27 protein-coding genes are annotated in these 24,762 nt (G+C 71.5%); 16 read left to right on the plus strand and 11 right to left on the minus strand.

Annotated elements, in window-relative coordinates; all coding sequences use genetic code 11:
• Window positions 1-50: 50 nt before the first annotated feature.
• The 8 genes from ABT403_RS07895 (at window position 51) to ABT403_RS07930 (ending at window position 8,235) form a co-directional block, all read left to right on the plus strand.
• Window positions 51-1,115, plus strand: coding sequence for a BMP family lipoprotein (locus ABT403_RS07895; protein ID WP_344163866.1), 1,065 nt, complete (start codon window positions 51-53; stop codon window positions 1,113-1,115).
• 252 nt (window positions 1,116-1,367) lie between these two features.
• On the plus strand, window positions 1,368-2,963 hold the full coding sequence (locus tag ABT403_RS07900) for an ABC transporter ATP-binding protein (protein WP_344165803.1): 1,596 nt from the start codon (window positions 1,368-1,370) through the stop codon (window positions 2,961-2,963).
• The gene (locus tag ABT403_RS07905; protein WP_344163869.1) at window positions 2,960-4,075 is read left to right on the plus strand and encodes an ABC transporter permease; all 1,116 of its coding nucleotides are present in this window, start codon (window positions 2,960-2,962) and stop codon (window positions 4,073-4,075) included. The genes ABT403_RS07900 and ABT403_RS07905 overlap by 4 nt, the downstream gene beginning before the upstream one ends.
• Entirely contained in the window at window positions 4,072-5,337 is a 1,266-nt protein-coding gene (locus ABT403_RS07910) for an ABC transporter permease (protein ID WP_344163872.1), read from the plus strand. The genes ABT403_RS07905 and ABT403_RS07910 overlap by 4 nt, the downstream gene beginning before the upstream one ends.
• On the plus strand, window positions 5,334-5,732 hold the full coding sequence (locus ABT403_RS07915; protein WP_344163874.1) for a cytidine deaminase: 399 nt from the start codon (window positions 5,334-5,336) through the stop codon (window positions 5,730-5,732). Before ABT403_RS07910 ends, ABT403_RS07915 begins: the two co-directional genes overlap by 4 nt.
• Window positions 5,733-5,878: 146 nt before the next feature.
• The gene (locus ABT403_RS07920) at window positions 5,879-7,156 is read left to right on the plus strand and encodes a thymidine phosphorylase (RefSeq protein ID WP_344163877.1); all 1,278 of its coding nucleotides are present in this window, start codon (window positions 5,879-5,881) and stop codon (window positions 7,154-7,156) included.
• 95 nt (window positions 7,157-7,251) lie between these two features.
• Window positions 7,252-7,845 (plus strand): Uma2 family endonuclease, encoded by a 594-nt coding sequence (locus tag ABT403_RS07925; protein WP_344163880.1) that lies wholly within the window; start codon window positions 7,252-7,254, stop codon window positions 7,843-7,845.
• 51 nt (window positions 7,846-7,896) lie between these two features.
• Window positions 7,897-8,235 carry an STAS domain-containing protein gene (locus ABT403_RS07930; protein ID WP_344163883.1) on the plus strand — a complete coding sequence of 113 codons (339 nt, stop codon included), beginning with the start codon at window positions 7,897-7,899 and terminating at the stop codon, window positions 8,233-8,235.
• Here ABT403_RS07930 and ABT403_RS07935 read toward each other — a convergent pair.
• From ABT403_RS07935 to ABT403_RS07945, 3 genes are all read right to left on the minus strand, one after another.
• Window positions 8,131-9,144, minus strand: coding sequence for a sigma-70 family RNA polymerase sigma factor (locus ABT403_RS07935; protein WP_344163886.1), 1,014 nt, complete (start codon window positions 9,142-9,144; stop codon window positions 8,131-8,133). The two genes, ABT403_RS07930 and ABT403_RS07935, sit on opposite strands and share 105 nt — an antisense overlap.
• A gap of 90 nt (window positions 9,145-9,234) precedes the next feature.
• The gene (locus ABT403_RS07940) at window positions 9,235-9,879 is read right to left on the minus strand and encodes a L,D-transpeptidase family protein (RefSeq protein WP_344165806.1); all 645 of its coding nucleotides are present in this window, start codon (window positions 9,877-9,879) and stop codon (window positions 9,235-9,237) included.
• 167 nt (window positions 9,880-10,046) lie between these two features.
• Complete coding sequence (locus ABT403_RS07945; RefSeq protein ID WP_344163889.1) at window positions 10,047-11,324, minus strand: MFS transporter; 1,278 nt, start codon at window positions 11,322-11,324, stop codon at window positions 10,047-10,049.
• Window positions 11,325-11,422: 98 nt separating this feature from the next.
• Here ABT403_RS07945 and ABT403_RS07950 point away from each other — a divergent pair, with 98 nt between their 5' ends.
• Window positions 11,423-12,361, plus strand: a complete 939-nt coding sequence (locus ABT403_RS07950) for a LysR family transcriptional regulator (protein WP_344163892.1) — start codon at window positions 11,423-11,425, stop codon at window positions 12,359-12,361.
• Window positions 12,362-12,414: 53 nt separating this feature from the next.
• Here the strand turns inward: ABT403_RS07950 and ABT403_RS07955 are convergent, their stop codons facing one another.
• From ABT403_RS07955 to ABT403_RS07970, 4 genes are all read right to left on the minus strand, one after another.
• Window positions 12,415-13,644, minus strand: a complete 1,230-nt coding sequence (locus ABT403_RS07955; protein ID WP_486388783.1) for an NsdA family TPR-like regulatory protein — start codon at window positions 13,642-13,644, stop codon at window positions 12,415-12,417.
• Window positions 13,560-14,600, minus strand: a complete 1,041-nt coding sequence (locus ABT403_RS07960; protein WP_344163898.1) for a helix-turn-helix transcriptional regulator — start codon at window positions 14,598-14,600, stop codon at window positions 13,560-13,562. Before ABT403_RS07960 ends, ABT403_RS07955 begins: the two co-directional genes overlap by 85 nt.
• A 228-nt stretch (window positions 14,601-14,828) precedes the next feature.
• Window positions 14,829-15,194 carry a cupin domain-containing protein gene (locus ABT403_RS07965; RefSeq protein ID WP_344163901.1) on the minus strand — a complete coding sequence of 122 codons (366 nt, stop codon included), beginning with the start codon at window positions 15,192-15,194 and terminating at the stop codon, window positions 14,829-14,831.
• A gap of 102 nt (window positions 15,195-15,296) precedes the next feature.
• Entirely contained in the window at window positions 15,297-16,016 is a 720-nt protein-coding gene (locus ABT403_RS07970; protein WP_344163904.1) for an alpha/beta hydrolase, read from the minus strand.
• Between the two features lie 113 nt (window positions 16,017-16,129).
• On the opposite strand from ABT403_RS07970, the gene ABT403_RS07975 reads away from it, so the two are divergent.
• The 3 genes from ABT403_RS07975 to ABT403_RS07985 all read left to right on the plus strand — a co-directional run bounded on the left by ABT403_RS07975 (window position 16,130) and on the right by ABT403_RS07985 (window position 18,582).
• Window positions 16,130-17,278, plus strand: coding sequence for an adenosine deaminase (locus ABT403_RS07975; protein WP_344163907.1), 1,149 nt, complete (start codon window positions 16,130-16,132; stop codon window positions 17,276-17,278).
• Between the two features lie 139 nt (window positions 17,279-17,417).
• Window positions 17,418-17,672: a hypothetical protein gene (locus ABT403_RS07980; protein WP_344163910.1), complete on the plus strand. Its 255-nt coding sequence runs from the start codon at window positions 17,418-17,420 to the stop codon at window positions 17,670-17,672.
• Between the two features lie 127 nt (window positions 17,673-17,799).
• The gene (locus ABT403_RS07985) at window positions 17,800-18,582 is read left to right on the plus strand and encodes a hypothetical protein (protein WP_344163913.1); all 783 of its coding nucleotides are present in this window, start codon (window positions 17,800-17,802) and stop codon (window positions 18,580-18,582) included.
• Between the two features lie 22 nt (window positions 18,583-18,604).
• Here ABT403_RS07985 and ABT403_RS07990 read toward each other — a convergent pair whose 3' ends face one another.
• The 3 genes from ABT403_RS07990 to ABT403_RS08000 all read right to left on the minus strand — a co-directional run bounded on the left by ABT403_RS07990 (window position 18,605) and on the right by ABT403_RS08000 (window position 19,963).
• Window positions 18,605-18,823: a PspC domain-containing protein gene (locus ABT403_RS07990; protein ID WP_344163916.1), complete on the minus strand. Its 219-nt coding sequence runs from the start codon at window positions 18,821-18,823 to the stop codon at window positions 18,605-18,607.
• 57 nt (window positions 18,824-18,880) lie between these two features.
• The gene (locus ABT403_RS07995) at window positions 18,881-19,471 is read right to left on the minus strand and encodes a VanZ family protein (protein ID WP_425580245.1); all 591 of its coding nucleotides are present in this window, start codon (window positions 19,469-19,471) and stop codon (window positions 18,881-18,883) included.
• Window positions 19,472-19,579: 108 nt separating this feature from the next.
• Entirely contained in the window at window positions 19,580-19,963 is a 384-nt protein-coding gene (locus ABT403_RS08000; protein ID WP_344163919.1) for a winged helix-turn-helix transcriptional regulator, read from the minus strand.
• A gap of 170 nt (window positions 19,964-20,133) precedes the next feature.
• Between ABT403_RS08000 and ABT403_RS08005 the strand changes: the two genes are divergently transcribed.
• The gene (locus ABT403_RS08005; RefSeq protein WP_344163922.1) at window positions 20,134-20,523 is read left to right on the plus strand and encodes a PPOX class F420-dependent oxidoreductase; all 390 of its coding nucleotides are present in this window, start codon (window positions 20,134-20,136) and stop codon (window positions 20,521-20,523) included.
• Between the two features lie 120 nt (window positions 20,524-20,643).
• On the opposite strand, the gene ABT403_RS08010 is transcribed toward ABT403_RS08005, so the two are convergent.
• A complete protein-coding gene (locus ABT403_RS08010; RefSeq protein ID WP_344163925.1) occupies window positions 20,644-21,285 on the minus strand; it encodes a PH domain-containing protein in 642 nt (213 codons plus the stop codon).
• Between the two features lie 138 nt (window positions 21,286-21,423).
• Here ABT403_RS08010 and deoC point away from each other — a divergent pair, with 138 nt between their 5' ends.
• The 3 genes from deoC to ABT403_RS08025 are packed head-to-tail and all read left to right on the plus strand — an operon-like array spanning window position 21,424 to window position 24,714.
• Window positions 21,424-22,386: a deoxyribose-phosphate aldolase gene (deoC, locus tag ABT403_RS08015; protein ID WP_344165812.1), complete on the plus strand. Its 963-nt coding sequence runs from the start codon at window positions 21,424-21,426 to the stop codon at window positions 22,384-22,386.
• A gap of 5 nt (window positions 22,387-22,391) precedes the next feature.
• A complete protein-coding gene (locus ABT403_RS08020) occupies window positions 22,392-23,828 on the plus strand; it encodes an aldehyde dehydrogenase family protein (RefSeq protein ID WP_344163928.1) in 1,437 nt (478 codons plus the stop codon).
• Window positions 23,821-24,714: an aldehyde dehydrogenase family protein gene (locus tag ABT403_RS08025; protein ID WP_344163931.1), complete on the plus strand. Its 894-nt coding sequence runs from the start codon at window positions 23,821-23,823 to the stop codon at window positions 24,712-24,714. The genes ABT403_RS08020 and ABT403_RS08025 overlap by 8 nt, the downstream gene beginning before the upstream one ends.
• The last annotated feature ends 48 nt before the right edge of the window (window positions 24,715-24,762 follow it).

A 24,762-nucleotide genomic window follows, 5' to 3' on the forward strand; every position in this document is an offset into this window, starting at 1 on the left:
AAACCAGCGCCGGTCGTGGCGCTTCGGTCAGGTTTTGAAGGAGCCTCCCCTTGCGCCGGATCACCAGGATCGCCACCGTGGGCATCGCGTCCGCGGCGCTGGCCCTCTCGGCCACCGCCTGTGGCGGAAAGAAGTCCTCGGACGCTTCGTCCTCCTCGTCCTCCTCGGAGTCGAAGAGCGCCAGCGCCGCCATCGCGTACGACGTCGGCGGCCGTGGCGACCAGTCGTTCAACGACGCCGCCTACGCGGGCCTGGAGAAGGCCGAGAAGGAGCTCAAGGTCAAGACCGCCGAGGCGGAGCCGACCGAGGGCGAGAGCGAGGCCGACAAGGTCCAGCGCCTCACCGAGCTGGCGCGCAAGGGCAACAACCCGGTCATCGGCGTCGGCTTCTCCTACGCCCCGGCCATCGAGAAGGTCGCGAAGAAGTTCCCGAACACCACGTTCGGCATCATCGACGACACCTCCAAGACCGGCCCGAACATCGCCAACCTGGTCTTCAACGAGGAGCAGGGCTCCTACCTGGCCGGCGTCGCCGCCGCCAAGGCGTCGAAGTCCGGCACGGTCGGCTTCATCGGCGGTGTCGAGGTTCCGCTGATCAAGAAGTTCCAGGCGGGCTTCGAGCAGGGCGTCAAGGACACCAACCCGAACGCCAAGGTGCTGTCGGCCTACCTGACCCAGCCGCCGGACTTCTCGGGCTTCGCCAAGCCCGACCTCGGCAAGGCCGCCGCCAAGGGCCAGCTCGACGGTGGCGCCGACGTGATCTACGCCGCCGCCGGTCTCGCGGGCTCGGGCGCCATCGAGGCCGCCTCCACCGCCGGCAAGTGGGCCATCGGTGTCGACTCGGACCAGTACAACCAGCCGGGTCTGGCGAAGTACAAGGACCACATCCTGACCTCGGTCACCAAGGACGTCTCCCTCGCGGTGTTCGACCTGATCAAGTCGGTCAAGGACGGCAAGCCGGAGTCCGGCGAGGTCCGCTACGGCCTGGACAAGAACGGTGTCGCGCTGGCGGACTCCAACCCGCAGTACAAGGCGATGGCCGACGTCACCGCCGCGGTGGAGAAGGCCAAGGCCGACATCATCGCCAAGAAGATCACCGTCAAGACCGCGCCGTAAGGTTCCTGTCTGACGCTTGAGTCGTGGTCTCCGGGGTCCGGAAGCGGTCAACCCGCTCCCGGACCCCGAGCCGCGTCTCCACCCCCAGTCCGTGCGGACTTGTGGCCACTTGGCCGCAAGTTTTCACTTCCGACAGTGCTACGCGCGTAGAGGCATCGTGGACGCGATACCTTCTCTCCCCGCCCTGTCCTCCTGCCACTTGGCTTATTTCGGCTTATTTTCCGGCTCCTTCCGCGCCAAGGAGAGTGCGTCATCAACGCGTCCAGCCCCCCTCTCGCCGTAGAACTGCACGGCATCACCAAGCGTTTCCCCGGCGTCGTCGCCAACAAGGACATCGCCATCTCCGTCCGCAAGGGCACGGTCCACGCCCTCATCGGTGAGAACGGTGCCGGCAAGTCGACCCTGATGAAGATCCTCTACGGCATGCAGAAGCCGGACGAGGGCACCATCGCCATCGACGGGGAGCAGGTCTCCTTCAACAACCCCGGCGAGGCCATCGCCCGCGGCATCGGCATGGTCCACCAGCACTTCATGCTGGCCGACAACCTCACGGTCCTGGAGAACGTCGTCCTCGGCGGCGAGAAGCTCTACGGCATCGGCGGCAGGGCCCGCAAGAAGATCATGGAGATCTCGGACGCGTACGGCCTCGGCGTGCGTCCCGACGCCCTGGTCGAGGACCTCGGTGTCGCCGACCGCCAGCGCGTGGAGATCCTCAAGGTCCTCTACCGAGGCGCCAAGACCCTCATCCTCGACGAGCCCACCGCCGTGCTCGTGCCGCAGGAAGTGGACGCGCTCTTCGACAACCTGCGCGAGCTCAAGGCCGAGGGCCTGACCGTCATCTTCATCTCGCACAAGCTGGGCGAGGTGCTGAAGGTCGCCGACGACATCACCGTCATCCGCCGCGGCACCACGGTCGGCACCGCCGACCCGAAGACGGCCACGACCAAGCAGCTCGCCGAGCTCATGGTCGGTACCGAGCTGCCCTCGCCGGAGACCCGCGAGTCCACGGTGACCACGACCCCGATGCTGCAGGTCGAGGGCCTGCGCCTCGGTGCGACCGACCCGGACGGCGTCGTGCGCGAGGTCCTGGCCGGCATCGACTTCACCATCCACAAGGGCGAGGTCCTCGGCCTCGCCGGCGTCGAGGGCAACGGCCAGACCGAGCTGATCGAGGCCCTCATGGGCATGGTCGGCCCGGACGGCGGCACGATCACCCTGGACGGGAAGGACATCACCGCCCTCCCGACCCGCAAGCGCCGCGAGGGCGGCATCGGCTACATCCCCGAGGACCGCCACCGGCACGGTCTGCTGCTGGAGGCCCCCCTCTGGGAGAACCGCATCCTCGGCCACGTCACCGAGAAGCCCAACTCCAAGGGCGGCATCCTCGACCCGAAGGCCGCCCGCAAGGACACCGAGCGGATCGTGCGCGAGTACGACGTCCGCACGCCCGGCATCGACGTCACCGCGGCCTCCCTCTCCGGCGGCAACCAGCAGAAGCTGATCGTCGGCCGCGAGATGAGCCACGACCCGAAGTTCCTGATCGCCGCCCACCCCACCCGTGGTGTGGACGTCGGCGCGCAGGCGCAGATCTGGGACGCCATCCGCGAGGCCCGCCGCGAGGGCCTGGCCGTGCTCCTGATCTCCGCCGACCTGGACGAGCTGATCGGCCTGTCCGACACCCTGCGCGTCATCTACCGCGGCCGCCTGGTCGCCGACGCCGACCCGGCGACCATCACCCCCGAGGAGCTCGGCACCGCCATGACCGGCGCGGCCAGCGGCCACCTCGAAGCCCATGACGACCACTCCGCCGGGGTCGACGGCGACACCACGGAGGACGAGGCCCGATGAAGAAATTCGACAAGGACCGGCTGCTCCTGGCAGCCGCCGGACCGGTGCTCGCGCTGGTCAGCGCCCTCGTGCTGACCATGCTCGTGCTGGCCGCTTCGGGCGTGGACCCGATCGACCCGCTGCGGATCATGATCGAGCAGGCGGGTTACGAGGACATCCAGGTCCTGATCATCAACCAGGCGGGCATCTACTTCCTGGCGGCCCTGGCCGTGGCCGTCGGCTTCCGGATGAACCTCTTCAACATCGGCGTCGACGGCCAGTACCGCCTCGCGGCGATGGTCTCGGCCGTGGTCGGCGCGGCGGTCTCGCTGCCCGCCCCGCTGCACATCCTGCTGATCGTGCTCATCGCCATGGCGACGGGTGCCTTCTGGTCCGGCATCGCGGGCATCCTCAAGGCCCGCCGCGGGGTGAGCGAGGTCGTCTCCACGATCATGCTCAACGCCATCGCGACCTCCCTGATCGCCTGGCTGATCCTGCCGAAGAACCTCGGCGTGCAGCCCCCCGGCTCCAACGACCTGACCACCGGTGACATCCCGGAGTCCGGCTGGTTCCCGGCCGTGTCCCTGCCCGGCGGCGACATCTACGGCTTCACCTTCGTGGCCTTCGCCCTCGGCGTCGTCTACTGGTTCGTCCTCAACCGGACCCGCTTCGGCTTCGACCTGCGCGCCTCCGGCGCCAGCGAGTCCGCCGCGCAGGCCTCCGGTGTCGAGCCCAAGAAGATGATCATGACGGCGATGCTCATCTCGGGTGCGGTCGCCGGTCTGACCGGTATGCCGCTGCTGCTCGGCGAGTCGCACACGTACAACCTGTCCTTCCCCCTGGGTGTCGGCTTCACCGGCATCACCGTCGCTCTGCTCGGCCGCAACAACCCGATCGGCATCTTCTTCTCGGCCTTCCTGATCGCCTTCATCGACAAGGCGTCCGCCGGTCTCGACACCGAGGGGTACGCCAAGGAGATCGGCACGATCATGCAGGGCCTGATCGTGATCGCGGTCGTCGTCAGCTACGAGCTCGTCCGCCGCTACGGCATCCGCCGCCAGCAGCAGAAGGTCGGCGAAGAGCTGGCCGCCGGCCACGCCCTCAAGACCGACAACAAGGAGGTCGCGGCGTGAGCACCAGCACCGTTTCCGCGACGAGCGCCGCGCCCGCGAAGGGCGGCGGCCGCCGCAAGCTCACCCTGCCCTGGATCCTGCTGATCATCGCGGCCGGCCTCGCGCTGGTCTCCGTGGTCCGCCTGATCTCCGGCGCCAACGACCTGACCTCCGTCGGCCAGTTCTCCGGCGCCCTCCAGCTCGCCGTGCCGATCGCCCTCGCGGGCCTCGGCGGCCTGTGGGCCGAGCGCGCGGGCGTGGTCAACATCGGCCTCGAAGGCATGATGATCCTCGGCACCTGGTTCGGCGCCTGGGCCGGCTACCAGTGGGGCCCGTGGACCGGTGTCGTCCTCGGCATCATCGGCGGCGCCCTCGGCGGCCTGCTGCACGCGATCATCACCGTGACCTTCAACGTGAACCACATCGTCTCCGGTGTGGCGATCAACATCCTGGCCGTCGGCTTCACCCAGTACCTGTCGAACTTCACCTTCGACAAGACCCCGGGCGGCTCCTCCAAGCAGTCCCCGCGCATCGACCCGATCACCGAGATCACCATCCCAGGGCTCTCGGACTGGCTGGCGACGCTCCAGGGCAAGCACTGGTTCCTGATCTCGGACGCCGCCGGCGCCCTCGGCGGCCTGGTCACCAACCTCTCGCTGCTGACCGTCGTCGCCGTGCTGCTGGTCCCGGTCACCTGGTGGGTGCTGTGGCGCACCGCCTTCGGCCTGCGCCTGCGCTCCTGCGGTGAGAACCCGGTCGCCGCCGAGTCCCTCGGCGTCAACGTCTACAAGTACAAGTACATCGCCGTGATCGTCTCCGGTGCGATGGCCGGCCTCGGCGGCGCGTTCCTCGCGATCGTCTCCACCGGCATCTACCAGGAGGGCCAGACCGGCGGCCGCGGCTACATCGGTCTCGCCGCGATGATCTTCGGTAACTGGATGCCGGGCGGCATGGCCCTCGGCTCGGGCCTCTTCGGCTTCACCTACAGCCTCCGCCTGCGCGGCGGTGCCGAGAACGTGCACGCGATGCTCCTGCTGATCGCGATCCTGCTCGTCCTCGCCGTCGCCTGGCAGCTGTACAAGAAGAAGTACGTCCAGGCTGGCATCGCCGCGGTCTGCGCCGCCGGGCTCTTCATCTGGTACGCGCTCACCGACCAGGTGCCCAGCCAGTTCGTGGACGCCGCCCCGTACGTCACGACGCTGCTCGTGCTCGCCCTGTCGGCGCAGCGCCTGCGGATGCCGAAGGCGGACGGTATGCCGTACCGCAAGGGCCAGGGCAAGTGACCCCGGCCCCCACGGTGGACTGGGAAGCCCTGCGGACGGCCGCCAGGGACGCGATGACCCGCGCGTACGCCCCGTACTCGGGCTTCCCGGTCGGGGTGGCCGCGCTGGTCGACGACGGCCGGACCATCACCGGCTGCAACGTCGAGAACGCGAGCTACGGACTCGGCCTGTGCGCCGAGTGCGGCCTGGTCTCCTCCCTCCAGGCCACCGGCGGCGGCCGCCTCACCCACTTCACGTGCGTGGACGGAAAGGGCGACATCCTCGTCCCGTGCGGGCGCTGCCGCCAGCTGCTCTACGAGTTCGGCGGTCCGGAGCTGCTGGTGGAGACACCGGACGGGATCCTCCCGCTGAGCGCGATGCTGCCGCAGGCCTTCGGGCCCGACCACCTCAGATAGCCGTGACGACGGCCCTCCGCCCAGCCGGGCGGAGGGCCGTCGGCCGTCTTCGAGCCGGGCTCGACCCCCTCCTGAACTCCTTGAACCTCCCTGTAACCCCCTGAACTCCCTCCCTCATCTCTATGCGCGTAGAAGGAAGTCACCTCATGGACGTCATCTCCGTCATCCGGACCAAGCGGGACCGCGGTGAGCTGAGCCCCGAGCAGATCGACTGGGTCATCGACGCCTACACCCGCGGTGTCGTCGCGGACGAGCAGATGTCGGCCCTCGCCATGGCCATCCTGCTCAACGGCATGAACCGGGCCGAGATCGCCCGCTGGACCGCCGCGATGATCGCCTCCGGCGAGCGGATGAACTTCGACTCCCTCTCCCGCCCCACCGCCGACAAGCACTCCACCGGCGGCGTCGGCGACAAGATCACCCTCCCGCTCGCCCCGCTCGTCGCCGCCTGCGGCGCGGCCGTCCCGCAGCTCTCGGGCCGCGGCCTCGGCCACACCGGCGGCACCCTCGACAAGCTGGAGTCCATCCCGGGCTGGCGCGCGCTCCTGTCCAACGAGGAGATGCTGCACGTCCTCGACACCACCGGCGCCGTGATCTGCGCCGCCGGCGACGGCCTGGCCCCGGCGGACAAGAAGCTCTACGCCCTGCGCGACGTCACCGGCACCGTCGAGGCCATCCCGCTGATCGCCTCCTCGATCATGTCGAAGAAGATCGCCGAGGGCACCGGCTCCCTCGTCCTCGACGTGAAGGTCGGCTCCGGCGCCTTCATGAAGAACATCGAGGACGCCCGCGAGCTGGCCTCCACCATGGTGGCCCTGGGCACCGACAGCGGCGTCAAGACGATCGCCCTGCTCACCGACATGTCCACCCCGCTCGGCCTCACCGCCGGCAACGCGCTCGAGGTCCGCGAGTCCGTCGAGGTCCTGGCGGGCGGCGGCCCGGCCGACGTCGTCGAGCTGACCATCGCCCTCGCCCAGGAGATGCTGGCGGCCGCCGGCATCAAGGACGCCGACCCGGCGAAGGCCCTCGCCGACGGCTCCGCCATGGACGTGTGGCGCCGGATGATCTCCGCGCAGGGCGGCGACCCGGACGCGGCCCTGCCGGTCGCCCGCGAGCAGCACGTGGTCACCGCCTCCGCCTCGGGCGTCCTGACCCGCCTCGACGCGTACGCGGTCGGCGTCGGCGCCTGGCGCCTGGGCGCGGGCCGCGCCCGCAAGGAGGACCCGGTGCAGGCGGGCGCGGGCATCGAGCTCCACGCCAAGCCGGGCGACACCGTCACCGCCGGCCAGCCGCTGATGACCCTCCACACGGACACCCCGGAGAAGTTCGACTACGCCCTGGCCTCCCTGGAGGGCTGCTACGACGTGGCCCCGGCCGGCACGGACTTCACCGCCACGCCGATCGTCCTGGACCGCATCGCCTGACCTGCGGCTTCCCTTTCGTGTGAACGGGACCGGTGGACCCCCGCCGGTCCCGTTCGGCATGCTGGGATCGGTGCCAACAGCATGAGGAGCACACCATGAGCGCACTCGCAGTCGAGCACCTTCCAGAGGGCGATGACTGGGACCGTGCCGTCCGCCTCTGGAAGGAGATGGAATGGCCGGAAGGCAGCAGGGTGGAGATCATCGAGGGGCTCATCACCGTGACGCCGGCACCAGCGAACAGGCACAACTACATCGCGGCGAAGCTCAATCGGGCGTTGTACGCCGTCGTGCCCGAGGAGTGGGGCGTCCACCAGACACTGGCGGTCGCCATCCCGGCCAAAACCGGCATGTACATCCCCGACCTGGTGGTCGTGCCCAACGACCTCGTCCTTGAGGCGGAGGACGAATGCTTCGTTCCGGCGGCAGCGGCGGAGCTCGTCATCGAGATCGCGTCGAGGTCGAGCCTGAGGCATGACCGCCTGGTCAAACCTGCGGGCTACGCCCAGGCCGGCGTCCCCCTGTATCTCCTCGTCGATGCGTTCGCCCCCGGGGGCCCTACGATCACCCTTTACGGGGAGCCCAAGGGCGACGTGTACCGAGTCCTACGGGTCGGGAAGTTCGGGGACCCGTTCACGTTGCCCGAACCCTTTGCCGTGGAGCTGGACACCTCCACCTTCCCCACCCCCTGACACCCCCGCCCGGAGGCGATGAGTTCCGGGCCGCGGCCGAGTCACCCCCTCGTGGAGATCAGACGACTCGCGCTGCCCGGGCCCAGCCCCACCGAACAGGACACCGCGCGCCTGTGCGCCCGCCTGGCGCGGCTGTACGACGACGGAGCCGACGCCGTGGTGTGCGAGGCGGGGGCCGTCACCGCGCCCGGGCTGGGGGCCGTGGCGGTGCTCGCGCGGCTGCGGCTGGCCGCGCGGGGACGCGGGGCCCTCACCGTCACCGGTGCGACCCCCGCCCTCCGGGCCCTACTGGACCTCGTGGGCCTCGTCGAGCTCCTCGGGGAGGCCGAACAGGGGGAACCAGCGGGCGGTGTCCAGGAAGGCGTTGAGGCCGACGATGCGGCCCTCTGACACCTCCAGCACCTGGAGCGCCCACGGCACGTGCCCCGGCCGTCCGTCCTCGCGCGGACGGTACTGGCCGAAGGCCGGCAGCCCGTTCGCCGTGGTCGGTATCAGGCGCGAGCCCTTGCACCCGATGCCCTGGTTCAGATGCCACGCCGCGATGTCCTGCGGGCCCCGCAGCCACAGGTCGAACGGCGGCATCGACAGCACCGCGTCCTCGTGCAGCAGGGTGGTCAGCCGCGTGATGTCGTAGGCCTCGAAGGCGGACAGGTACCGCTCCAGCAGCTTCGCCTGCTCCGCGTCCAGCGGGTCCGCCGGCTCGCTCGGCCGCAGCGCCTGCCCCGACAGCGTCGCCCGCGCCCGCTGGAGCGCGCTGTTCACCGAGGCCACGGTGGTCTCCAGCAGCTGCGCGACCTCGTCCGCCTTCCAGGCCAGCACCTCCCGCAGGATCAGCACGGCCCGCTGCTTCGCCGGCAGGTGCTGGAGCGCCGCCACGAACGCCAGCCGCACGGACTCCTTCGCCAGCGCCATCTCCGCCGGGTCGGCGGTCTGCGGCAGCACCCGCCCGTCCGGCACCGGCTCCAGCCAGGTCACCTCCGGCCGCTCGTTGAGCACGGCGGACGCCTGGTGCTGCGGGGCGGTGAGGTCCATCGGCCGGGCCCGCTTCTTCCCGGCGTTCAGCAGGTCCAGGCAGACGTTCGTGGCGATCCGGTACAGCCACGACCGCAGCGAGGAGCGCCCCTCGAACTTCGCGTACGCCCGCCAGGCGCGCACGTACGTGTCCTGCACCGCGTCCTCGGCGTCGAAGGCCGAGCCGAGCATCCGGTAGCAGTAGCCGGTCAGCTCGACCCGGTAGCGGTCCATCGCCGCGTCGAGCTCCGGGTCGAGCTCCGGTGAGGTGGTCGCGAGGTCGCTCATGGCTGCCGTCCCCCAGGGTGTCGTCCGTCACTTCGGAAACTACCGGAGGGGTCTGACAACGGCAGCCGGAGCGCCGCGAGGTCCGTCAGGTCAGGTGCCGGGCTTGCGCCCGTACACGAACACGTCCTCGCCGTTGCCCAGCATGTTCCAGTACGCCTTGGCGTCGGCCGTCGTCATGTTGACGCAGCCGCCCGAGCCCGGCGGGTTCCACATGCTCTTCTCCACCGAGTGGAAGGCGATGCCCCCGTCGAAGAACTGCGCGTACGGCATCGCCACGTTGTAGATCGTCGACCAGTGGTTGATGTTGCGGTAGTAGATCTTCTTCAGCCCGGTCCGCGTCGGCGTCTCCGCCTTGCCGGTGCGCACCGCCACCGGCCCGTACTTCAGCGTCGCCCCGTCCTGGATCCAGCTCAGCTGCCGGGTCAGGTCGACGCAGGCGATCCGCCCCAGGTCGGTGGGGCACTGCCCCGCCGCGTTCGGGTTCTTCCCGGCCGCCCGCTGCGCCAGCATGATGCTCATCGTCTGCCAGGTCAGCGGCCCGGCGTACCCCATCGTCGGGGTGATCCCGTGGGTGGCCTGGAAGGACTGGATGGCCGCGCAGTCGGCCGCCGACTGCACCCCGTCCACCGGCCGCCCCAGGAACTGCTCCACCTGCCGCTGGTACGGCCCCGTCGTCACGTTGCACGAGGCGGCGGCCTCGGCGGCCTGCGCCGCACCGCCCCCCACGACCACCATCGGCGCCGCCAGCGCCAGCGCCCCGCCGAACACCATCGCGGCCCGCCGCCGCGCGCGCACGCGTATCCCCGCCATCGGTCCTCCCCTGCGGCGCCCGCACCGTGGGGACGCCGATGGCTCCCACGCTAGAGCGAGTCGCGCACGCCGCACAGGGGTCCGACCGGACTTCAGCGCGCGGCCACCGCCGCACCCGGCAGCCGCCGCTCGGCGCGGGCCGCGTGCGAGCCGTACAGGGTGATCGAGACGACGCCCAGCACCGCCAGCAGCGCGATCCCGACCGTCGCCGCCCACCCCGAGGCGTGGTACGCCAGCGCGCCCAGGGTGCCGCCCGCGCTGGAGCCGAGGTAGTACGCGGACTGGTACAGCGCGGAGGCCTGCGCCCGGCCCGACTTCGCCGTCCGGCTCACCGCCGCCGAGGCCACCGCGTGGCCCGCGAAGAACCCGGCCGTGATCAGCACCAGACCCGGCAGGATCAGCCACAGCGAGTCGGCGAGCGACAGCAGCAGCCCCAGCGCGGTCGTGGTCACCGCCAGGTACAGCGCACCGCGCCGGCCCGTCCGCGCCACCAGCTGCCCGGCCGCCGCCGAGGAGGCCGTACCCACCAGGTAGATCAGGAAGATCGACCCGACCACGCCCTGGCCCAGCGAGAACGGCGCCTCCACCAGCCGGTAGCCGATCACCGTGTACACGGCCCCGAAGACCGTCATGAACAGCGCGCCGATCCCGTACAGCCGCAGCAGCAGCGGATCCCGCAGGTGCCCGGCGACCGTACGGCCCACCGCGCGCGGGTTCAGCGACGCCGGCCGGAAGAACCGCGCCCGGGGCAGCAGCACCAGGAAGGCCACCGCGCAGACCAGCGCCATCACGCCGACCGCCAGCAGCCCGCCCCGCCAGCCCCACAGCTGGGCGCCCCAGCCGGTGACGATGCGGCCGCTCATGCCGCCGATGGAATTGCCGGCCACGAACAGGCCGATCGCCCCGACCAGCGCCCTGGGCCGGACCTCCTCCGCCAGGTACGCCATCGCGGAGGCGGGGATCCCGGCGATCGCCGCACCCTGCACCGCGCGCAGCGCCACCAGCCACTCCAGGTTCGGCGCGAACGGCACCAGCAGGCCGACGCCGACCGCCACCACCATCGAGCAGGTCATCATCCGGGTCCGCCCGCACCGCTCGGACAGCGCGCTGAGCGGCAGCACGAACAGGGCGAGCGCCCCGGTGGCCACCGACACCGTCCAGCTGGCCTGACCGGCCGTCACGCCGAAACCGGCGGAGAGCGCGGGCAGCAGGGCCTGGGTGGAGTAGAGGAGGGCGAAGGTCGCGAGGCCCGCGGCGAAGAGCGCGAGGCTCATCCGGCGGTAGCCGGGGCGGCCGGGGGAGAGGGGCTCGGGGGACGACGAGGTGGAGGCACCTGTGAAGACAGGTGCCCCGGTATGAGCGGGAGGCATACCTCGAAAGTAGGCCCCTCTTTTTCATGCGTCCAATGCACAAAAGCGCGATAATCAATCCACCTGTGCATGACTCCAGCTCAGCCCCTCGGATATCAATGAACCGTTACGAAGAAGACATGGCTGTGACACAAGGCCTGGCCCCCCGCCTCGCCCAGTTCGTCGCGGTCGCCCGGCACGAGCACGTCACCCGCGCCGCCCAGGAGCTGGGCGTACCCCAGTCCACCCTGTCCCGGGCGATGGTCCGCCTCGAACAGGACCTGGGCGTCTCGCTGTTCGCCCGCAAGGGCCGCACCGTCGCCCTCACCACCGCCGGCCGCACCTTCCTCGCCTCCGCCGAGGAGGCCCTCGCGGGGATCGCCCGCGCCGCCGGCTCCGTACAGCAGGACGCCGACCCGGGCTTCGGGAAGGTCGCCTTCGGGTTCCTGCACACCCTGGGCCCCGAGACCGTCCCCGGCCTGATCCGCGCCTTCCGCGCCGACCACCCCCGCGTCCGCTTCGCCCTCGTCCAGAACTACGGCGAGGCCATGCTGGAGAAGCTCCGCGCCGGCGAGCTCGACCTGTGCCTCACCTCGCCCGTCCCCGACGCCCCCGACCTGGTGGGCCGCCGCCTCGACGAGCAGCGGCTGCGCCTGGTGGTCCCGGACGACCACCGCCTCGCGGTCCGCAAGCGCATCCGCCTGGCCGAGGCCGCGGCGGAAACCTTCGTCACCCTGGAGCCCGGCTACGGGCTGCGCCGCATCACCGACGACCTGTGCGCGGAGGCCGGGTTCACCCCGAAGGTGGCCTTCGAGGGCGAGGAGGCCGAAACCCTGCGCGGCCTGGTCGCGGCGGGCCTGGGCGTGGCCCTCCTCCCCCCGCCCCCGGTCCCCCGCCCGGGCGTGGTCGAACTGACGGTGACGGCCCCGCGCGCGGTCCGCGAGATCGGCGTGGCCTGGCTGGACGGCCACCCGGACACCCCACCGGTAGCCGCCTTCAAACGCTTCCTCCTCTCCCGCCGCGGCCGCCTCATCCCCGAACTGGAACCCCCGCCCTAGCCACCCCCGCCGCCGCCCGCGCAGCCGGTCCATCTCGCCATGGGACCCCTCTTTCACGCCGTACGGAGCAGCGCCCTGCCCCGCTCGTACGCCTCTCGGGCGTGCGCGTTGCCGAGGTGCGGCCGGAGCGAGGAGAGCATGATCCGGACGCGGTCGTCGCACCGGCCGGACTGGACGAGCGGGTAGTCGTCCAGGACCCCGTTCCAGTCGACGCAGGCCTCCTCCAGGCGACCCACGGCCAGCTTCCGCTCGGCGATCATCGCGTTGTACCGGACCCTGGTCCGCCGGTAGGCGGGCTCGCGCAGCCGGTCCGCGAGCTCCATGGACTCGATGGAACCGGCGATGTCGCCGAGCTCGTACCGCACCTGCCCGATGTGGTAGTTCATCGCCGACGGGTCGTAGGAGCCGAACGCCTTCGCCCTCGACTCCGCCTTGTCCATTGCCGTCTCGGCCGCCTTCAGCCGCTGGAGCGCCCCCGCCCGGTCTCCGGTCTGCGCGGCGGCGTGCGCCTGCTGGCCGGTGAGGAAGGCCAGCATCCGGGGACCGGCCTGCGGCGAGGCCGCGGCAGCGGCGTCAGCCAGGCGCAGCGCGAGCGGGCCGTGCCCGAGGTCGACGGCCTGGACGCTCATTCCCCGCAGGGTGGTGCAGTAGGTCAGGTGGTCGCCCGCCGAACCCGCCAGTTCGAGGGCCTTGGTGTAGTACCGCTGTGCCAGTCCGTCCTCACGCTCGTCCATGGCCATGTACCCGGTCAGGTAGAGGTGATCGGCCGCCGCCGAGCGCAAGGCGTTCTTCACTTCCTCCCCGGCCGTCGCCCTGAGCGCGGGCACGATGGTGTTCACCAGGAAGGCGGCTGCCATCGGCCTGGCCATTCGCCCGCCGAACTTGTCGTCGAGATCGCTCATGTGCTCCGTCATGGAGATGACGGCGCTGACCTCGGGCAGACCGATCCGGGTGTGCGGATCCTCCTGCACGCGCTGCAACCGGTCGTGGACGTCAGGCCAGCCGGGAACCACCGCCGCAGCCGAGAACAGCCCGGCCCCGAGGACACTTCTGCGTGAGGGATCCATGTCAGCGCTCCCGAGATCGACCAGTCCCGACACGGTATCCGGGGTCTGGCCCGAGGTCTCGGGCGAATGTGTGAACCCTGCGGCATACGCGGTGACGGGCCGTCCGAGCCTGCGGGAGAGGGCTTCCAGGATCAGCGAAGCTGATGCCGCTCGGGCTCTTCCTCTGGGCGCCCGGCCGTGGCGGACGACAGCAGGTAGCCGGCCTGGAAGCGGGATTTGGCGCCGATGGCGCGCATGATTTCGGCGATGTGGCGTTGGCAGGTCCGTTCCGACATGCCCAGGCGGCGGGCGATGACCTTGTCCTCCAGGCCTTCCGAGAGCAGGCGGACGATGGTGCGGCGGAGTTCGTCCGAGAGGGATTTCGCGGCCTCGGGGCTGACCGTCGTGGGGAAGGGGCGGGCGCCCAGCCAGGAGCGTTCGAAGGCGGCCGTCATGAAGTGGACGACGCTGGGTTCGCGGACGAGCAGGGCCGCGCCCTGGCGGTCCGGGACGGACATCAGGCCGGTGCGGGCGTCGAAGATCAGCATGCGCATCAGGCCGTCGCCCAGGGTCCGCACCTGTGCTCCCAGTGCGGTCACGCGTTCCACGTAGGCTGCCGTCGGCCGTGAGTAGCGGGCCGTGTGCTGGTAGATCGTGCGCATCCGGACCCCGCGTGCGAGCAGGGACTCGTCCCGGCCGACCGCTTCCTCCAGGGTTTCCTGTGGCCGTCCTCCGCCCGGCTGGGAGGTCAGCAGTTCGTGCTCGCAGCCCGCGACCAGCTCGGCGATCAGTCCGCGTACCGCGCCCAGGTCCGTCACCAGTTCCAGGCGGCCCGCCCCGCCGTCGTCCCGGTGCGCGCTGCCCGCCTCGTAGGCGGGGACCAGCGCCTCCAGGCGCCCCCGCAGCCGGTCCATCTCGTCGTGCGTCTCCCGGACGAGCAGCGCGAGCGGGGCCAGCGCCCGGGCCGCCGCCGCGCGGGGCGCGACCGCGGTCCAGCGTTCCGGGCCGTCGCCGGGTGCCCGCTGGAGCAGGTGGGCGGCGGCCAGCTCCGTGACGGCCGCGCCCGCGCGGGCGCCCAGGGCGGCGGTGGCCTCGGCGGCGGTGAAGGCGTGGCGCTCCACGGCGAAGGCGTACAGGCGCCGTGCGGCAGGGCTCAGATCGGATCCATCGGCTCCGTCGGCATCGACTGGCATATGCCTATTCGTCCCTGACTGTGACCGTTTATAAACCCCTCGGGTTCCCGCAAGGCGACAAGTCGACGCCCGTATCCGGGCGTACCCCCTCCGCCGGACCGGCACAGTGGGGAGCACGGCGAGCCGGGGGCGGTCGCGCCGCATCCATCGGTGCCGTCCGACCGTGAGGGGACGGAGCGGCAGGCACGGGCGGACGCCGCGCGCCCGCCCCCGCCCCGCGGGTCCTTCCTACTGCGGCTTCGCGTAGGTGCCGTACCCCGTCCAGTCCAGCGCCTCGGCCGGCTCGTCGCCGACCACCCACGCGTCGTGCCCGGGCGCGATCTGCATGAAGTCCCCGGGGCCGTACTCCTCCTCCTGCCCGTCGTCCATGACGACGTGGATCCGGCCGCTGAGCATGTACCCCGTGTGCGCGGACTGGCAGCTGTCGGTGCCCGCCAGCGGCTTGATGTGCTCCGACCAGCGCCAGCCGGGCTCGAAGACCGCCCGCCCGACGGCCCCGTTCTCGGTCTCGATCACGTCCAGCCGGCCCTTGCCGTCCTCGAACGGACGGGTCTCGTCGGCGCTGTCGAAGTTCCTGCGCACCATCCCGGCCATGGCCCCTCGCCTCCCGGACAAAACGACCCCGAGTCCACTCCTCACTCTACGCGCGGGACGCCGCGCCGCACCGCCGGCACGGCCCCCCGCCACCTGCCGCCGTCACCCCCGCAGCGACCGCCCGAACCCCGAGGCCAGCGGCATCCGCAGCCCCAGCGGCGGCGGCGCCGCCAGCGCGTCCGTCACCGGCCGCGAGTACCGCCCCGAGCACATCGCGCCGAGGACGAAGTCCACCGCGAGCGCCACCACTTCCGCCCGGTGCTCCCGCAGCCCGTGCCCGTCGGAGTGCACCTCGAACCGGCAAGTTGAACGATTCGCCTTCTTCGCCCGGGCCGCCAGCCGGAAGGAGGACTCCGGGTCGCTGCGCGCGTCGTTCGTGCCGTGCACGATCAGCACCTGCCGCCCCGCGAGCTGTTTCACCGGTTCAGGGGATCCGCCGCGCACCTCGTCCGGTAAGCAAGGGGCCAGCGCCAGCACCGTGTTGACGGCCCCGTGCCCCGCGGCCCGCAGCGCCGCCCGGCCCCCGGCGCCGTAGCCGGCCAGGCAGACGGGGACGTCCCCGTACCGGCGCAGCGCCTCGTCCGCCGCCCACCGCGCGGCCGCCTCCCGGTCCTGCGGGCCGTGCAGCACCGCGTGCGCCACCAGCCCCTCCGCCCCACCCGCCCGGGCCAGTGCCCGGGCGAGCGGGCGCACCGGACCGGGGGAGATTCTGGAGGCTCCCGGGAGCAGGAGGACCACACCACTGACCATCGAGTCCGAGCCGTTCGCGCCGGCCGCCCGCCCCAGGCGGGCCCCGCGCGCCGGCGGCGCATGCTGTGCCATGGCGGAACAGTCTCAGACCGCGAGGTGTCTGCCACCCGTCCGTACGGTCTCTGTTACATATCGACGCCTGCCGCCGACCGGTTGCTCTACGCGCGTAGGAGTAGAGTGCCGGAATGACGAGCGAGACCACCGAAAAGCCCACCCCGGACCAGATCCGCCGCTCCCCGAAGGTGCTGCTGCACGACCACCTCGACGGTGGCCTGCGCCCCGGCACGATCATCGAGCTGGCCGCCGAGGTCGGCTACGACAAGCTCCCCGAGGCCGACGCCGACAAGCTGGGCGTCTGGTTCCGCGACGCCGCCGACTCCGGCTCCCTCCCGCGCTACCTGGAGACGTTCGCGCACACCTGCGCCGTCATGCAGACGAAGGCGGCCCTCTTCCGGGTCGCCGCCGAGTGCGCCGAGGACCTGGCCGAGGACGGCGTCGTGTACGCCGAGATCCGCTACGCCCCCGAGCAGCACCTCGAGGCCGGCCTGAGCCTCGAAGAGGTCGTCGAGGCGGTCAACGACGGCTTCCGCGAGGGTGAGCGCCGCGCCAGGGCGAACGGCCACCGCATCCGCGTCGGCGCCCTCCTGACCGCCATGCGCCACGCGGCCCGCGCGCTGGAGATCGCCGAACTGGCCAACCGCTACCGCGACAACGGCGTCGTCGGCTTCGACATCGCGGGCGCCGAGGCCGGGTTCCCCCCCACCCGCCACCTCGACGCCTTCGAGTACCTCAAGCGCGAGAACAACCACTTCACCATCCACGCCGGCGAGGCCTTCGGCCTGCCCTCGATCTGGCAGGCCCTCCAGTGGTGCGGCGCCGACCGCCTGGGCCACGGCGTGAAGATCATCGACGACATCGAGGTCGCCGCCGACGGCTCCGTGAAGCTCGGCCGCCTGGCCTCGTACGTCCGGGACAAGCGCATCCCCCTGGAGATGTGCCCCACCTCGAACCTGCAGACCGCCGCGGCCGCCTCGTACGCCGAGCACCCGATCGGCCTGCTGCGCAAGCTGCACTTCCGGCTGACCGTCAACACCGACAACCGGCTGATGAGCGGCACCAGCATGAGCCGCGAGTTCGAGCACCTGGTCGACGCCTTCGGCTACTCGCTCGACGACATGCAGTGGTTCACCGTCAATGCGATGAAGTCCGCGTTCATTCCTTTCGATGAACGACTGGCGATGATCAACGACGTGATCAAGCCCGGTTATGCCGAGCTGAAGTCCGAGTGGCTTTTCCGTCAGACCGCTTCCACCAGCGGATCCGTCTCGGCCTAGGCCACGGCATGACAGCGCGGAAGCGCCCGGGAGGACCAATTCCCGGGCGCTTCCTCGTATTTAAGGATGTTTGCGGGACGGGGTTTGAAGTGACTAGTTTGCGGAGCCGCTCGATTCCCCGTCGCAAGGACGATTTTTCATGAAGCAGTCTGCTGCCAAGTCCCTCGGTGTCGCTGTCATTGGTGCCGCCCTCGCCGCGGGTGCCGCGGGTACCGCCTCCGCCTCGGCGCTCCCGACCCCGAACCTGACGGACGCCCTCGGCACCGTCACCAGCACGGCCAGCGCCGTCACCAACCAGACGGACCAGGCCCAGCAGGGCGGCCAGAGCGACCCCGCCGCCCCGGTCAGCCAGCTGCTCGGCGGGCTGCCCCCGCTGCCCGGCCTCGGCGGCTGATCCGGAGCCCGGATTCGCACGCCCGACCGCGTGGCGCACACCCCTTCGAGGCGGTGTGCGCCACGTGGCGCGGTGTGCCACGATCACCACCAACTGCCCGTCTGCCTATGGGGTATGAGGTTCGGTCATGCGCATCCCGGCACGTTTCAAGACGCCCGCGACGACGTTCGCCCTGCTCCCCGCGCTGCTCCCCGCGCTGCTCCTCGGGGCCGCAGGTTGCGGCGGCGGTACGGACGCCCCCGCGGCCGGCAAGAGCCCGGACCCCAAGGGTTCCGCGGCCGCCGCACCCTCCTCCGGCGCGTCCGGTGCCCCGGTGGTCTCCCCGGCCCCCAAGGCCAAGGACGCCCGCCTGGAGGCCTCCGCGCTCCAGCAGGGCGACCTCCCCGGCTACCAGGTCTCCGCGCAGGGCAAGAACCCGAACGCCCCCGACGGCCAGCCGCAGGCCGACAAGAAGGCCTGCCAGCCGCTCGCCGACATCATGGGCGACAAGCCCGACCCGGCCGCGCACGAGACCGTGAACCGTGGCATCGGCTCCCAGAAGCAGGTCGGCCTCGCCGTCTCCGCCTCCGTCAGCTCCTACGACGAGAGCGACGCCAAGAAGGTCGTCTCCCGGCTCCGCGAGGCCGTCGCGGCCTGCGGCTCCGGCTTCACCGCCACCGTGCAGAAGCAGACCGGCACCTACCGGGACGTGAAGGCGGTCCCGTTCAAGGCCGCCGGTGACGAGAGCGTCAGCTGGACCACCACGGCCGCCGCCGAGGGCGTCTCGGCCCAGGTCCACCTGGTCGTCGTCCGCCAGGGCGCCACCGTCGTACGGCTGATGGCCCTCAACGTGGCGGCGGCCGGCCAGAAGGCGGCCGTCCCTCAGGAGGTCGCCGACAAGCAGCTGGAGAAGGTCCGGAAGGCCGGTTGATCCCGGCCGGAGTCCGGCAGGGTCACCAGGCGGTGTTCGCCGCGCCGGCGCCGACGCCGGACTTCTCGTTCGGGATCAGCACCCACAGCGCGAGGTAGATGAGGAACTGCGGCCCCGGCAGCAGGCAGGACAGCAGGAAGATGAGCCGCATCGTGCGGGCCTTCATTCCGTACCGCTTGGCCAGTCCGGCGCAGACGCCGCCGATCAGCCGTCCGTCACGGGGGCGGGTCAGCGCGCTCATGGTGTTCTCCTTCGTATCGGGATTCGCGCGCTTTCCTTTGGTGCTCGGCGCGATGAATCAATATTCGCGCGGTACCGCCGACAGGACGTCGGTCCACGGGCCGAGCCCGACCCTGGGAATTCTCGGGGTGCTCCCCTGAGGAGCGGCGTCGGGGGAGGTCAGGGGCCTGCGCAGGCGGGCCCGCAGCGCCGGTACGACCGCCACGTGCACGATCATCACCCCGGCGGTGTTCAGCAGCAGGGAGTCCACGTCCAGCACCCGGCCGGGGACGGACGTCTGGAGCATCTCGATGCTCAGCGAGATCAGAACGGCCGCGGCCGCCGTGCGCGCCAGCGAGGACCACGCGGCCAGCGGCCCGGGCGCCAGCCGGCCCCCGGCCAGCGGCAGCAGCACCCCCAGCGGGGCCAGGAGCGCCAGCCCCTCACCGATCCGCCGCGCGGCCTCCAGCGGCCCCATCGCCAGGTCCGCCCGGATCCCCTCCAGCGGGGTCAGGTTCGCCGCCGCCGCCCAGGGCACGTCGAGAGGGCTCAGGGTGAGCCATCCGACGACCAGCAGGTGCGCGGCCAGCAGGGCCCCGAACAGGAGCCGGGGACGGACCGGGAGCTGTGTGGCGGTGGCGGCGCTGCCGCTGCCCTCATGACGGTGCACACCACCGAGGACGCCGCCCCCGGTGGCGGCGGTTCCGCCTTGCCGCACCCGTCTCGCCCCACGCGGCACCCGCGGCCGCCCGGCACCCGCCCCGCGCGGCACCCGCGGTCAGCCGGCGACCGCCCCGCCCGTCCGCCGCTCGGCCGCGTTCACCGCCGGGTGCCGCTCCGCCCAGTCGACGAGACCGGTGAGCCGCTCGTAGAGCTCGCGCGCCGCCCCGGTGGCGGCGTACTCCACCCGGGGCGGCACCGTGGGGTACTCCGTGCGGACCAGCAGGCCGTCCTCCTCCAGCTCGCGCAGGGTGAGAGTGAGGATCCGGCGGCTGATCCCGGCCAGGGACCGTTCGAGCGCGGAGAAGCGGACGGGTCCGTGGAGGGTCTCGCTCAGGACGCCGAGGCTCCACTTGCCGCTCACCCTGCCGAGCACGTCGAGGACGGTGCAGAGCTCCCTGCCCGCGCCCTCCCGCGCCGTGCACGCGGCGGTACGTGACATAAATGTGCCTTCTTCCGTTGTGCGGCGCCCTCTTCGAGGATGAGCGGTGTGCACGTTCAGTGCCCCGCGAGGACGGCCCACCGGGCCGGCTCGCGGCCATCCGCAGGCCCGACGAGAGGCGAGGGACGACGAGTGAGGAACGCCGGGGCACGGAAGAGCTTCCCGCGACGGTGACGCTGGACGCGGGGGTGAGGGAACTGCTCGACGGCCGGAACTTCGCCGTGGTGGCGACGCTGAACCCCGACGGCGGCCCGCAGACGTCCGTCGTCTGGGTCGGCAGGCGCGGGGACGCCGTGGTCTTCTCCACCACCGCGGGACGCAAGAAGGCGCGCAACCTCGCGCGCGACCCCCGCGTCAGTCTGACCGTCTACGACCGCGAGAACCCCTACCGGTCGGTGGAGATACGCGGCACGGCCGAGCTGCTGCCGGACCCGGACAAGGAACTGCCACGCGAACTGTCGCGGAGCTATCTCGGCGAGGACCCGCCGCCGGAGCCGGCCGAGGTGGTCCGGCTGGTCGTGCGGATCACCGCGGAGAAGGTCGTCGCGATCTCGCTCTAGGGGTCCCGTACGGCAGCGCCGCCCGCCCGCAGGGCGGTTGCCGGGCGTCGCGGGGCAGACGGGACTCGGCGGACACCGGCCGGCACCCCGCCCGGGCACCCCGCCCCGGACGCCGGGTTCCTATCCGGCGGCCAGCAGGACGGCCAGGGCCACCGCGCCCAGGACCGCCGGGACGATGATCTCCCAGGCCCAGCGCACGGAGACCGGCCCCTGCGCGCCCGGCCTGCCCGCCCCGCGCTCGGCCAGCTCGGTCAGCTCCTCCACGGCCTTGTCGGCGGAGGCCCGGGCGACGGGCGCGGGCGCCTTGTCCCCCGTGCCGCCGGCACCCCTGCCGCCCGCACCCTGGCCGCCCGGCGCCTCGCGCCGGCCGGCCGAGCGGTTCGCCTTCTTGCGCTCGCGCAGCGACACCGGCACCGACCAGAGCTGGTACTTCGCCCCGTCCGCCAGCACCTCCGCCGAGTACCCGGCGCGCACCGCGTCGACGATCCCCCAGGGCAGCTCGATGATCCGGAAGGGGTTGCGCACCCGCATCCGGTCCTCGTTCGCGAAGACGGCCGGCCGGATGGTGAACGCCACGGTCAGCGGTACGGCGCACAGCGCGGCGGCGAGCCCGATCCACCGGCCGCCGCCCACGCCGCGCACGACGGCGTCCCCGCACAGCCACACGATCATCGCCAGGATCAGCACCCCGGTGACGACGGCCATGGGGGAGCGGTAGACGCGATCGGCGTACGCCGGCTCATGGGGGGAGGGTGTGCTCATGCCGCCGATTGTGCCGCATGCCCGCCCGGCGGCCACCGGTGCGCGGGGGCCGGGTGCACCGATGGTGGATGTCACGCCCAGATGTGCACGAGGGGGGTGACAGGTCGCTACGCGCGTAGATATGCTCATCTGGTGACCATGCCCACCACCCTCACCGCATTCGCTGACGTGACGACGTCCGACAGCGCGCTGCGCCGCTTCCTGCACGGGCTGCCCGGCGTCGACGCAGTCGGACTGGAGGCCCGCGCGGCCTCCCTCGGCACCCGCTCGATCAAGACGACGGCCAAGGCGTACGCCATCGACCTGGCCATCTCGATGATCGACCTGACGACGCTCGAGGGTGCGGACACCCCGGGCAAGGTCCGGTCGCTCGCCGCCAAGGCCGTCAACCCCGACCCCCTCGACCGTACGACGCCCATGACCGCCGCGGTCTGCGTCTACCCCGACATGGTGGCCACCGCCAAGGCGGCCCTGAACGGCGCCGACGTCAAGGTCGCCTCCGTCGCCACCGCCTTCCCGGCGGGCCGCGCCGCCCTGCCGGTCAAGCTGGCCGACACCCGTGACGCGGTCGCCGCCGGCGCCGACGAGATCGACATGGTCATCGACCGTGGCGCCTTCCTCGCCGGCCGCTACCTGGAGACCTACGAGCTGATCAAGGCCGTGAAGGAGGCGTGCGTCCGCGAGGACGGCACCGCCGCCCGCCTCAAGGTCATCTTCGAGACCGGCGAGCTGTCGACGTACGACAACATCCGCCGCGCCTCCTGGATCGGCATGCTCGCGGGCGCCGACTTCATCAAGACCTCCACCGGCAAGGTCGGCGTCAACGCCACCCCCGCCAACACCCTGCTCATGCTCGAAGCCGTCCGCGACTTCAAGGCGCAGACTGGAATCCAGATCGGCGTGAAGCCGGCCGGCGGCATCCGGACCACCAAGGACGCCATCAAGTTCCTGGTCCTGGTCAACGAGACCGCGGGCGAGGACTGGCTGACCAACGAGTGGTTCCGCTTCGGCGCCTCCAGCCTGCTGAACGACCTGCTCATGCAGCGCCAGAAGCTGAGCACCGGGCGTTACTCCGGACCCGACTACGTGACGGTGGACTGATCACCATGGCATCCCTCTTCGAGTACGCACCGGCTCCCGAGTCCCGCTCGGTCGTCGACATCGCCCCCTCCTACGGGCTCTTCATCGACGGCGAGTTCACCGACGCCGCCGACGGCAAGGTCTTCAAGACCGTCAGCCCCTCCAGCGAGGAGGTCCTGTCGGAGGTCGCCCAGGCCGGTGCCGCCGACGTCGACCGCGCCGTCAAGGCCGCCCGCCGCGCCTTCGAGAAGTGGTCCGCGCTGCCCGGCTCCGAGCGCGCCAAGTACCTCTTCCGCATCGCCCGGATCATCCAGGAGCGCAGCCGCGAGCTCGCCGTCCTGGAGACCCTGGACAACGGCAAGCCGATCAAGGAGACCCGCGACGCGGACCTCCCCCTGGTCGCCGCCCACTTCTTCTACTACGCGGGCTGGGCCGACAAGCTCGACCACGCGGGCTACGGCGCGAACCCGCGCCCGCTCGGCGTGGCCGGCCAGGTCATCCCGTGGAACTTCCCGCTGCTGATGCTCGCGTGGAAGATCGCCCCGGCGCTCGCCACCGGCAACACCGTCGTCCTCAAGCCGGCGGAGACCACCCCCCTCTCGGCGCTGTTCTTCGCGGACATCTGCCGCCAGGCCGGCCTCCCCAAGGGCGTCGTCAACATCATCCCCGGCTACGGGGACGCGGGCGCCGAACTCGTCGCCCACCCCGACGTCAACAAGGTCGCCTTCACCGGCTCCACCGCGGTCGGCAAGGCCATCGCCCGCCAGATCGCCGGCACCGACAAGAAGGTCACCCTGGAGCTGGGCGGCAAGGGCGCCAACATCGTCTTCGACGACGCCCCCATCGACCAGGCCGTCGAGGGCATCGTCAACGGGATCTTCTTCAACCAGGGCCAGGTCTGCTGCGCGGGCTCCCGCCTCCTGGTCCAGGAGTCCATCCACGACGAGCTCCTCGACTCCCTCAAGCGCCGCCTGAGCACCCTGCGCCTGGGCGACCCGCTCGACAAGAACACCGACATCGGTGCGATCAACTCCGCCGAGCAGCTCGCCCGGATCACCGCCCTCGCCGACACCGGCGAGGCCGAGGGCGCCGAGCGCTGGTCCCCGGCCTGCGAGCTGCCCTCCTCCGGCTACTGGTTCGCCCCGACGCTCTTCACGAACGTCACGCAGGCGCACACCGTCGCCCGCGACGAGATCTTCGGCCCGGTCCTGTCCGTGCTGACGTTCCGCACCCCGGACGAGGCCGTCGCCAAGGCCAACAACAGCCAGTACGGGCTGTCCGCCGGCATCTGGACGGAGAAGGGCTCCCGCATCCTCGCGGTCGCGAACAAGCTCCGCGCGGGCGTCGTCTGGGCCAACACCTTCAACAAGTTCGACCCGACCTCGCCCTTCGGCGGCTACAAGGAGTCGGGCTTCGGCCGCGAGGGCGGCCGCCACGGCCTGGAGGGCTACCTCGATGTCTGAGTCGACCCGTCTGAACGTCTTCAAGACCTACAAGCTGTACGTCGGGGGCAAGTTCCCCCGCTCCGAGAGCGGCCGGGTGTACGAGGTGAGCGACTCCAAGGGCAACTGGCTGGCCAACGCCCCGCTGTCCTCCCGCAAGGACGCCCGTGACGCGGTCGTCGCCGCGCGCAAGGCCTTCGGCGGCTGGGCGGGCGCGACCGCGTACAACCGCGGCCAGATCCTCTACCGCATCGCCGAGATGCTGGAGGGCCGCCGCGACCAGTTCGTCCGCGAGGTCGGCGAGGCCGAGGGCCTGTCCAAGTCGAAGGCCGCCGCCGTCGTCGACGCGGCCATCGACCGCTGGGTCTGGTACGCGGGCTGGACCGACAAGATCGGCCAGGTCGTGGGCGGGGCCAACCCCGTCGCGGGCCCGTTCTTCAACCTCTCCACCCCGGAGCCGACCGGCGTCGTCACGGTCGTGGCCCCGCAGGACTCGTCCTTCCTGGGCCTGGTCTCGGTGATCGCCCCGGTGATCGCGACCGGCAACACCGCCGTCGTCATCGCCAGCGAGAAGTCCCCGCTGCCCGCCCTGTCCCTGGGCGAGGTGCTGGCCACCTCCGACCTGCCGGGCGGCGTCGTCAACATCCTCTCCGGCAAGGCCGCCGAGATGGGCCCGCACCTCGCGGCCCACCAGGACGTCAACGCGATCGACCTCGCGGGCGCCGGCACGGCCCTCGCCAAGGAGCTGGAGATCGCCGCGGCGGACAACCTCAAGCGCGTCCTGCCTCCACAGCCTGTGGACGACTGGGCCGCCGACCCGGGCACCTCGCGCATGACGGCGTTCCTGGAGACCAAGACGGTCTGGCACCCGACCGGATCGCTCGGCTCGGGCGGCTCCTCCTACTAGAGCCCGCCCGCACGTGAACCGGCCCCGGCAGCAACCTCCCCCGAGCTG

This window comes from Streptomyces sp. NPDC000075, from assembly GCF_040301925.1.
In the GTDB taxonomy this organism is placed as follows: domain Bacteria; phylum Actinomycetota; class Actinomycetes; order Streptomycetales; family Streptomycetaceae; genus Streptomyces; species Streptomyces polychromogenes.

Excerpts from the sequence above, each read along its gene's own strand:
- deoC (WP_344165812.1), top strand. The coding sequence starts at position 21,424 with ATGCCCACCACCCTCACCGCATTCGCTGACGTGACGACGTCCGACAGC.
- ABT403_RS08025 (WP_344163931.1), top strand. The coding sequence starts at position 23,821 with ATGTCTGAGTCGACCCGTCTGAACGTCTTCAAGACCTACAAGCTGTAC.
- ABT403_RS07965 (WP_344163901.1), bottom strand. The coding sequence starts at position 15,194 with ATGGCCGGGATGGTGCGCAGGAACTTCGACAGCGCCGACGAGACCCGT.
- ABT403_RS07920 (WP_344163877.1), top strand. The coding sequence starts at position 5,879 with ATGGACGTCATCTCCGTCATCCGGACCAAGCGGGACCGCGGTGAGCTG.
- ABT403_RS07950 (WP_344163892.1), top strand. The coding sequence starts at position 11,423 with ATGAACCGTTACGAAGAAGACATGGCTGTGACACAAGGCCTGGCCCCC.
- ABT403_RS07925 (WP_344163880.1), top strand. The coding sequence starts at position 7,252 with ATGAGCGCACTCGCAGTCGAGCACCTTCCAGAGGGCGATGACTGGGAC.
- ABT403_RS07935 (WP_344163886.1), bottom strand. The coding sequence starts at position 9,144 with ATGAGCGACCTCGCGACCACCTCACCGGAGCTCGACCCGGAGCTCGAC.
- ABT403_RS07990 (WP_344163916.1), bottom strand. The coding sequence starts at position 18,823 with ATGAGCGCGCTGACCCGCCCCCGTGACGGACGGCTGATCGGCGGCGTC.
- ABT403_RS08000 (WP_344163919.1), bottom strand. The coding sequence starts at position 19,963 with ATGTCACGTACCGCCGCGTGCACGGCGCGGGAGGGCGCGGGCAGGGAG.
- ABT403_RS07985 (WP_344163913.1), top strand. The coding sequence starts at position 17,800 with ATGCGCATCCCGGCACGTTTCAAGACGCCCGCGACGACGTTCGCCCTG.
- ABT403_RS07970 (WP_344163904.1), bottom strand. The coding sequence starts at position 16,016 with ATGGCACAGCATGCGCCGCCGGCGCGCGGGGCCCGCCTGGGGCGGGCG.
- ABT403_RS07960 (WP_344163898.1), bottom strand. The coding sequence starts at position 14,600 with ATGCCAGTCGATGCCGACGGAGCCGATGGATCCGATCTGAGCCCTGCC.
- ABT403_RS07975 (WP_344163907.1), top strand. The coding sequence starts at position 16,130 with ATGACGAGCGAGACCACCGAAAAGCCCACCCCGGACCAGATCCGCCGC.
- ABT403_RS07940 (WP_344165806.1), bottom strand. The coding sequence starts at position 9,879 with ATGGTGGTCGTGGGGGGCGGTGCGGCGCAGGCCGCCGAGGCCGCCGCC.
- ABT403_RS07980 (WP_344163910.1), top strand. The coding sequence starts at position 17,418 with ATGAAGCAGTCTGCTGCCAAGTCCCTCGGTGTCGCTGTCATTGGTGCC.
- ABT403_RS07945 (WP_344163889.1), bottom strand. The coding sequence starts at position 11,324 with ATGCCTCCCGCTCATACCGGGGCACCTGTCTTCACAGGTGCCTCCACC.
- ABT403_RS08010 (WP_344163925.1), bottom strand. The coding sequence starts at position 21,285 with ATGAGCACACCCTCCCCCCATGAGCCGGCGTACGCCGATCGCGTCTAC.
- ABT403_RS07905 (WP_344163869.1), top strand. The coding sequence starts at position 2,960 with ATGAAGAAATTCGACAAGGACCGGCTGCTCCTGGCAGCCGCCGGACCG.
- ABT403_RS08020 (WP_344163928.1), top strand. The coding sequence starts at position 22,392 with ATGGCATCCCTCTTCGAGTACGCACCGGCTCCCGAGTCCCGCTCGGTC.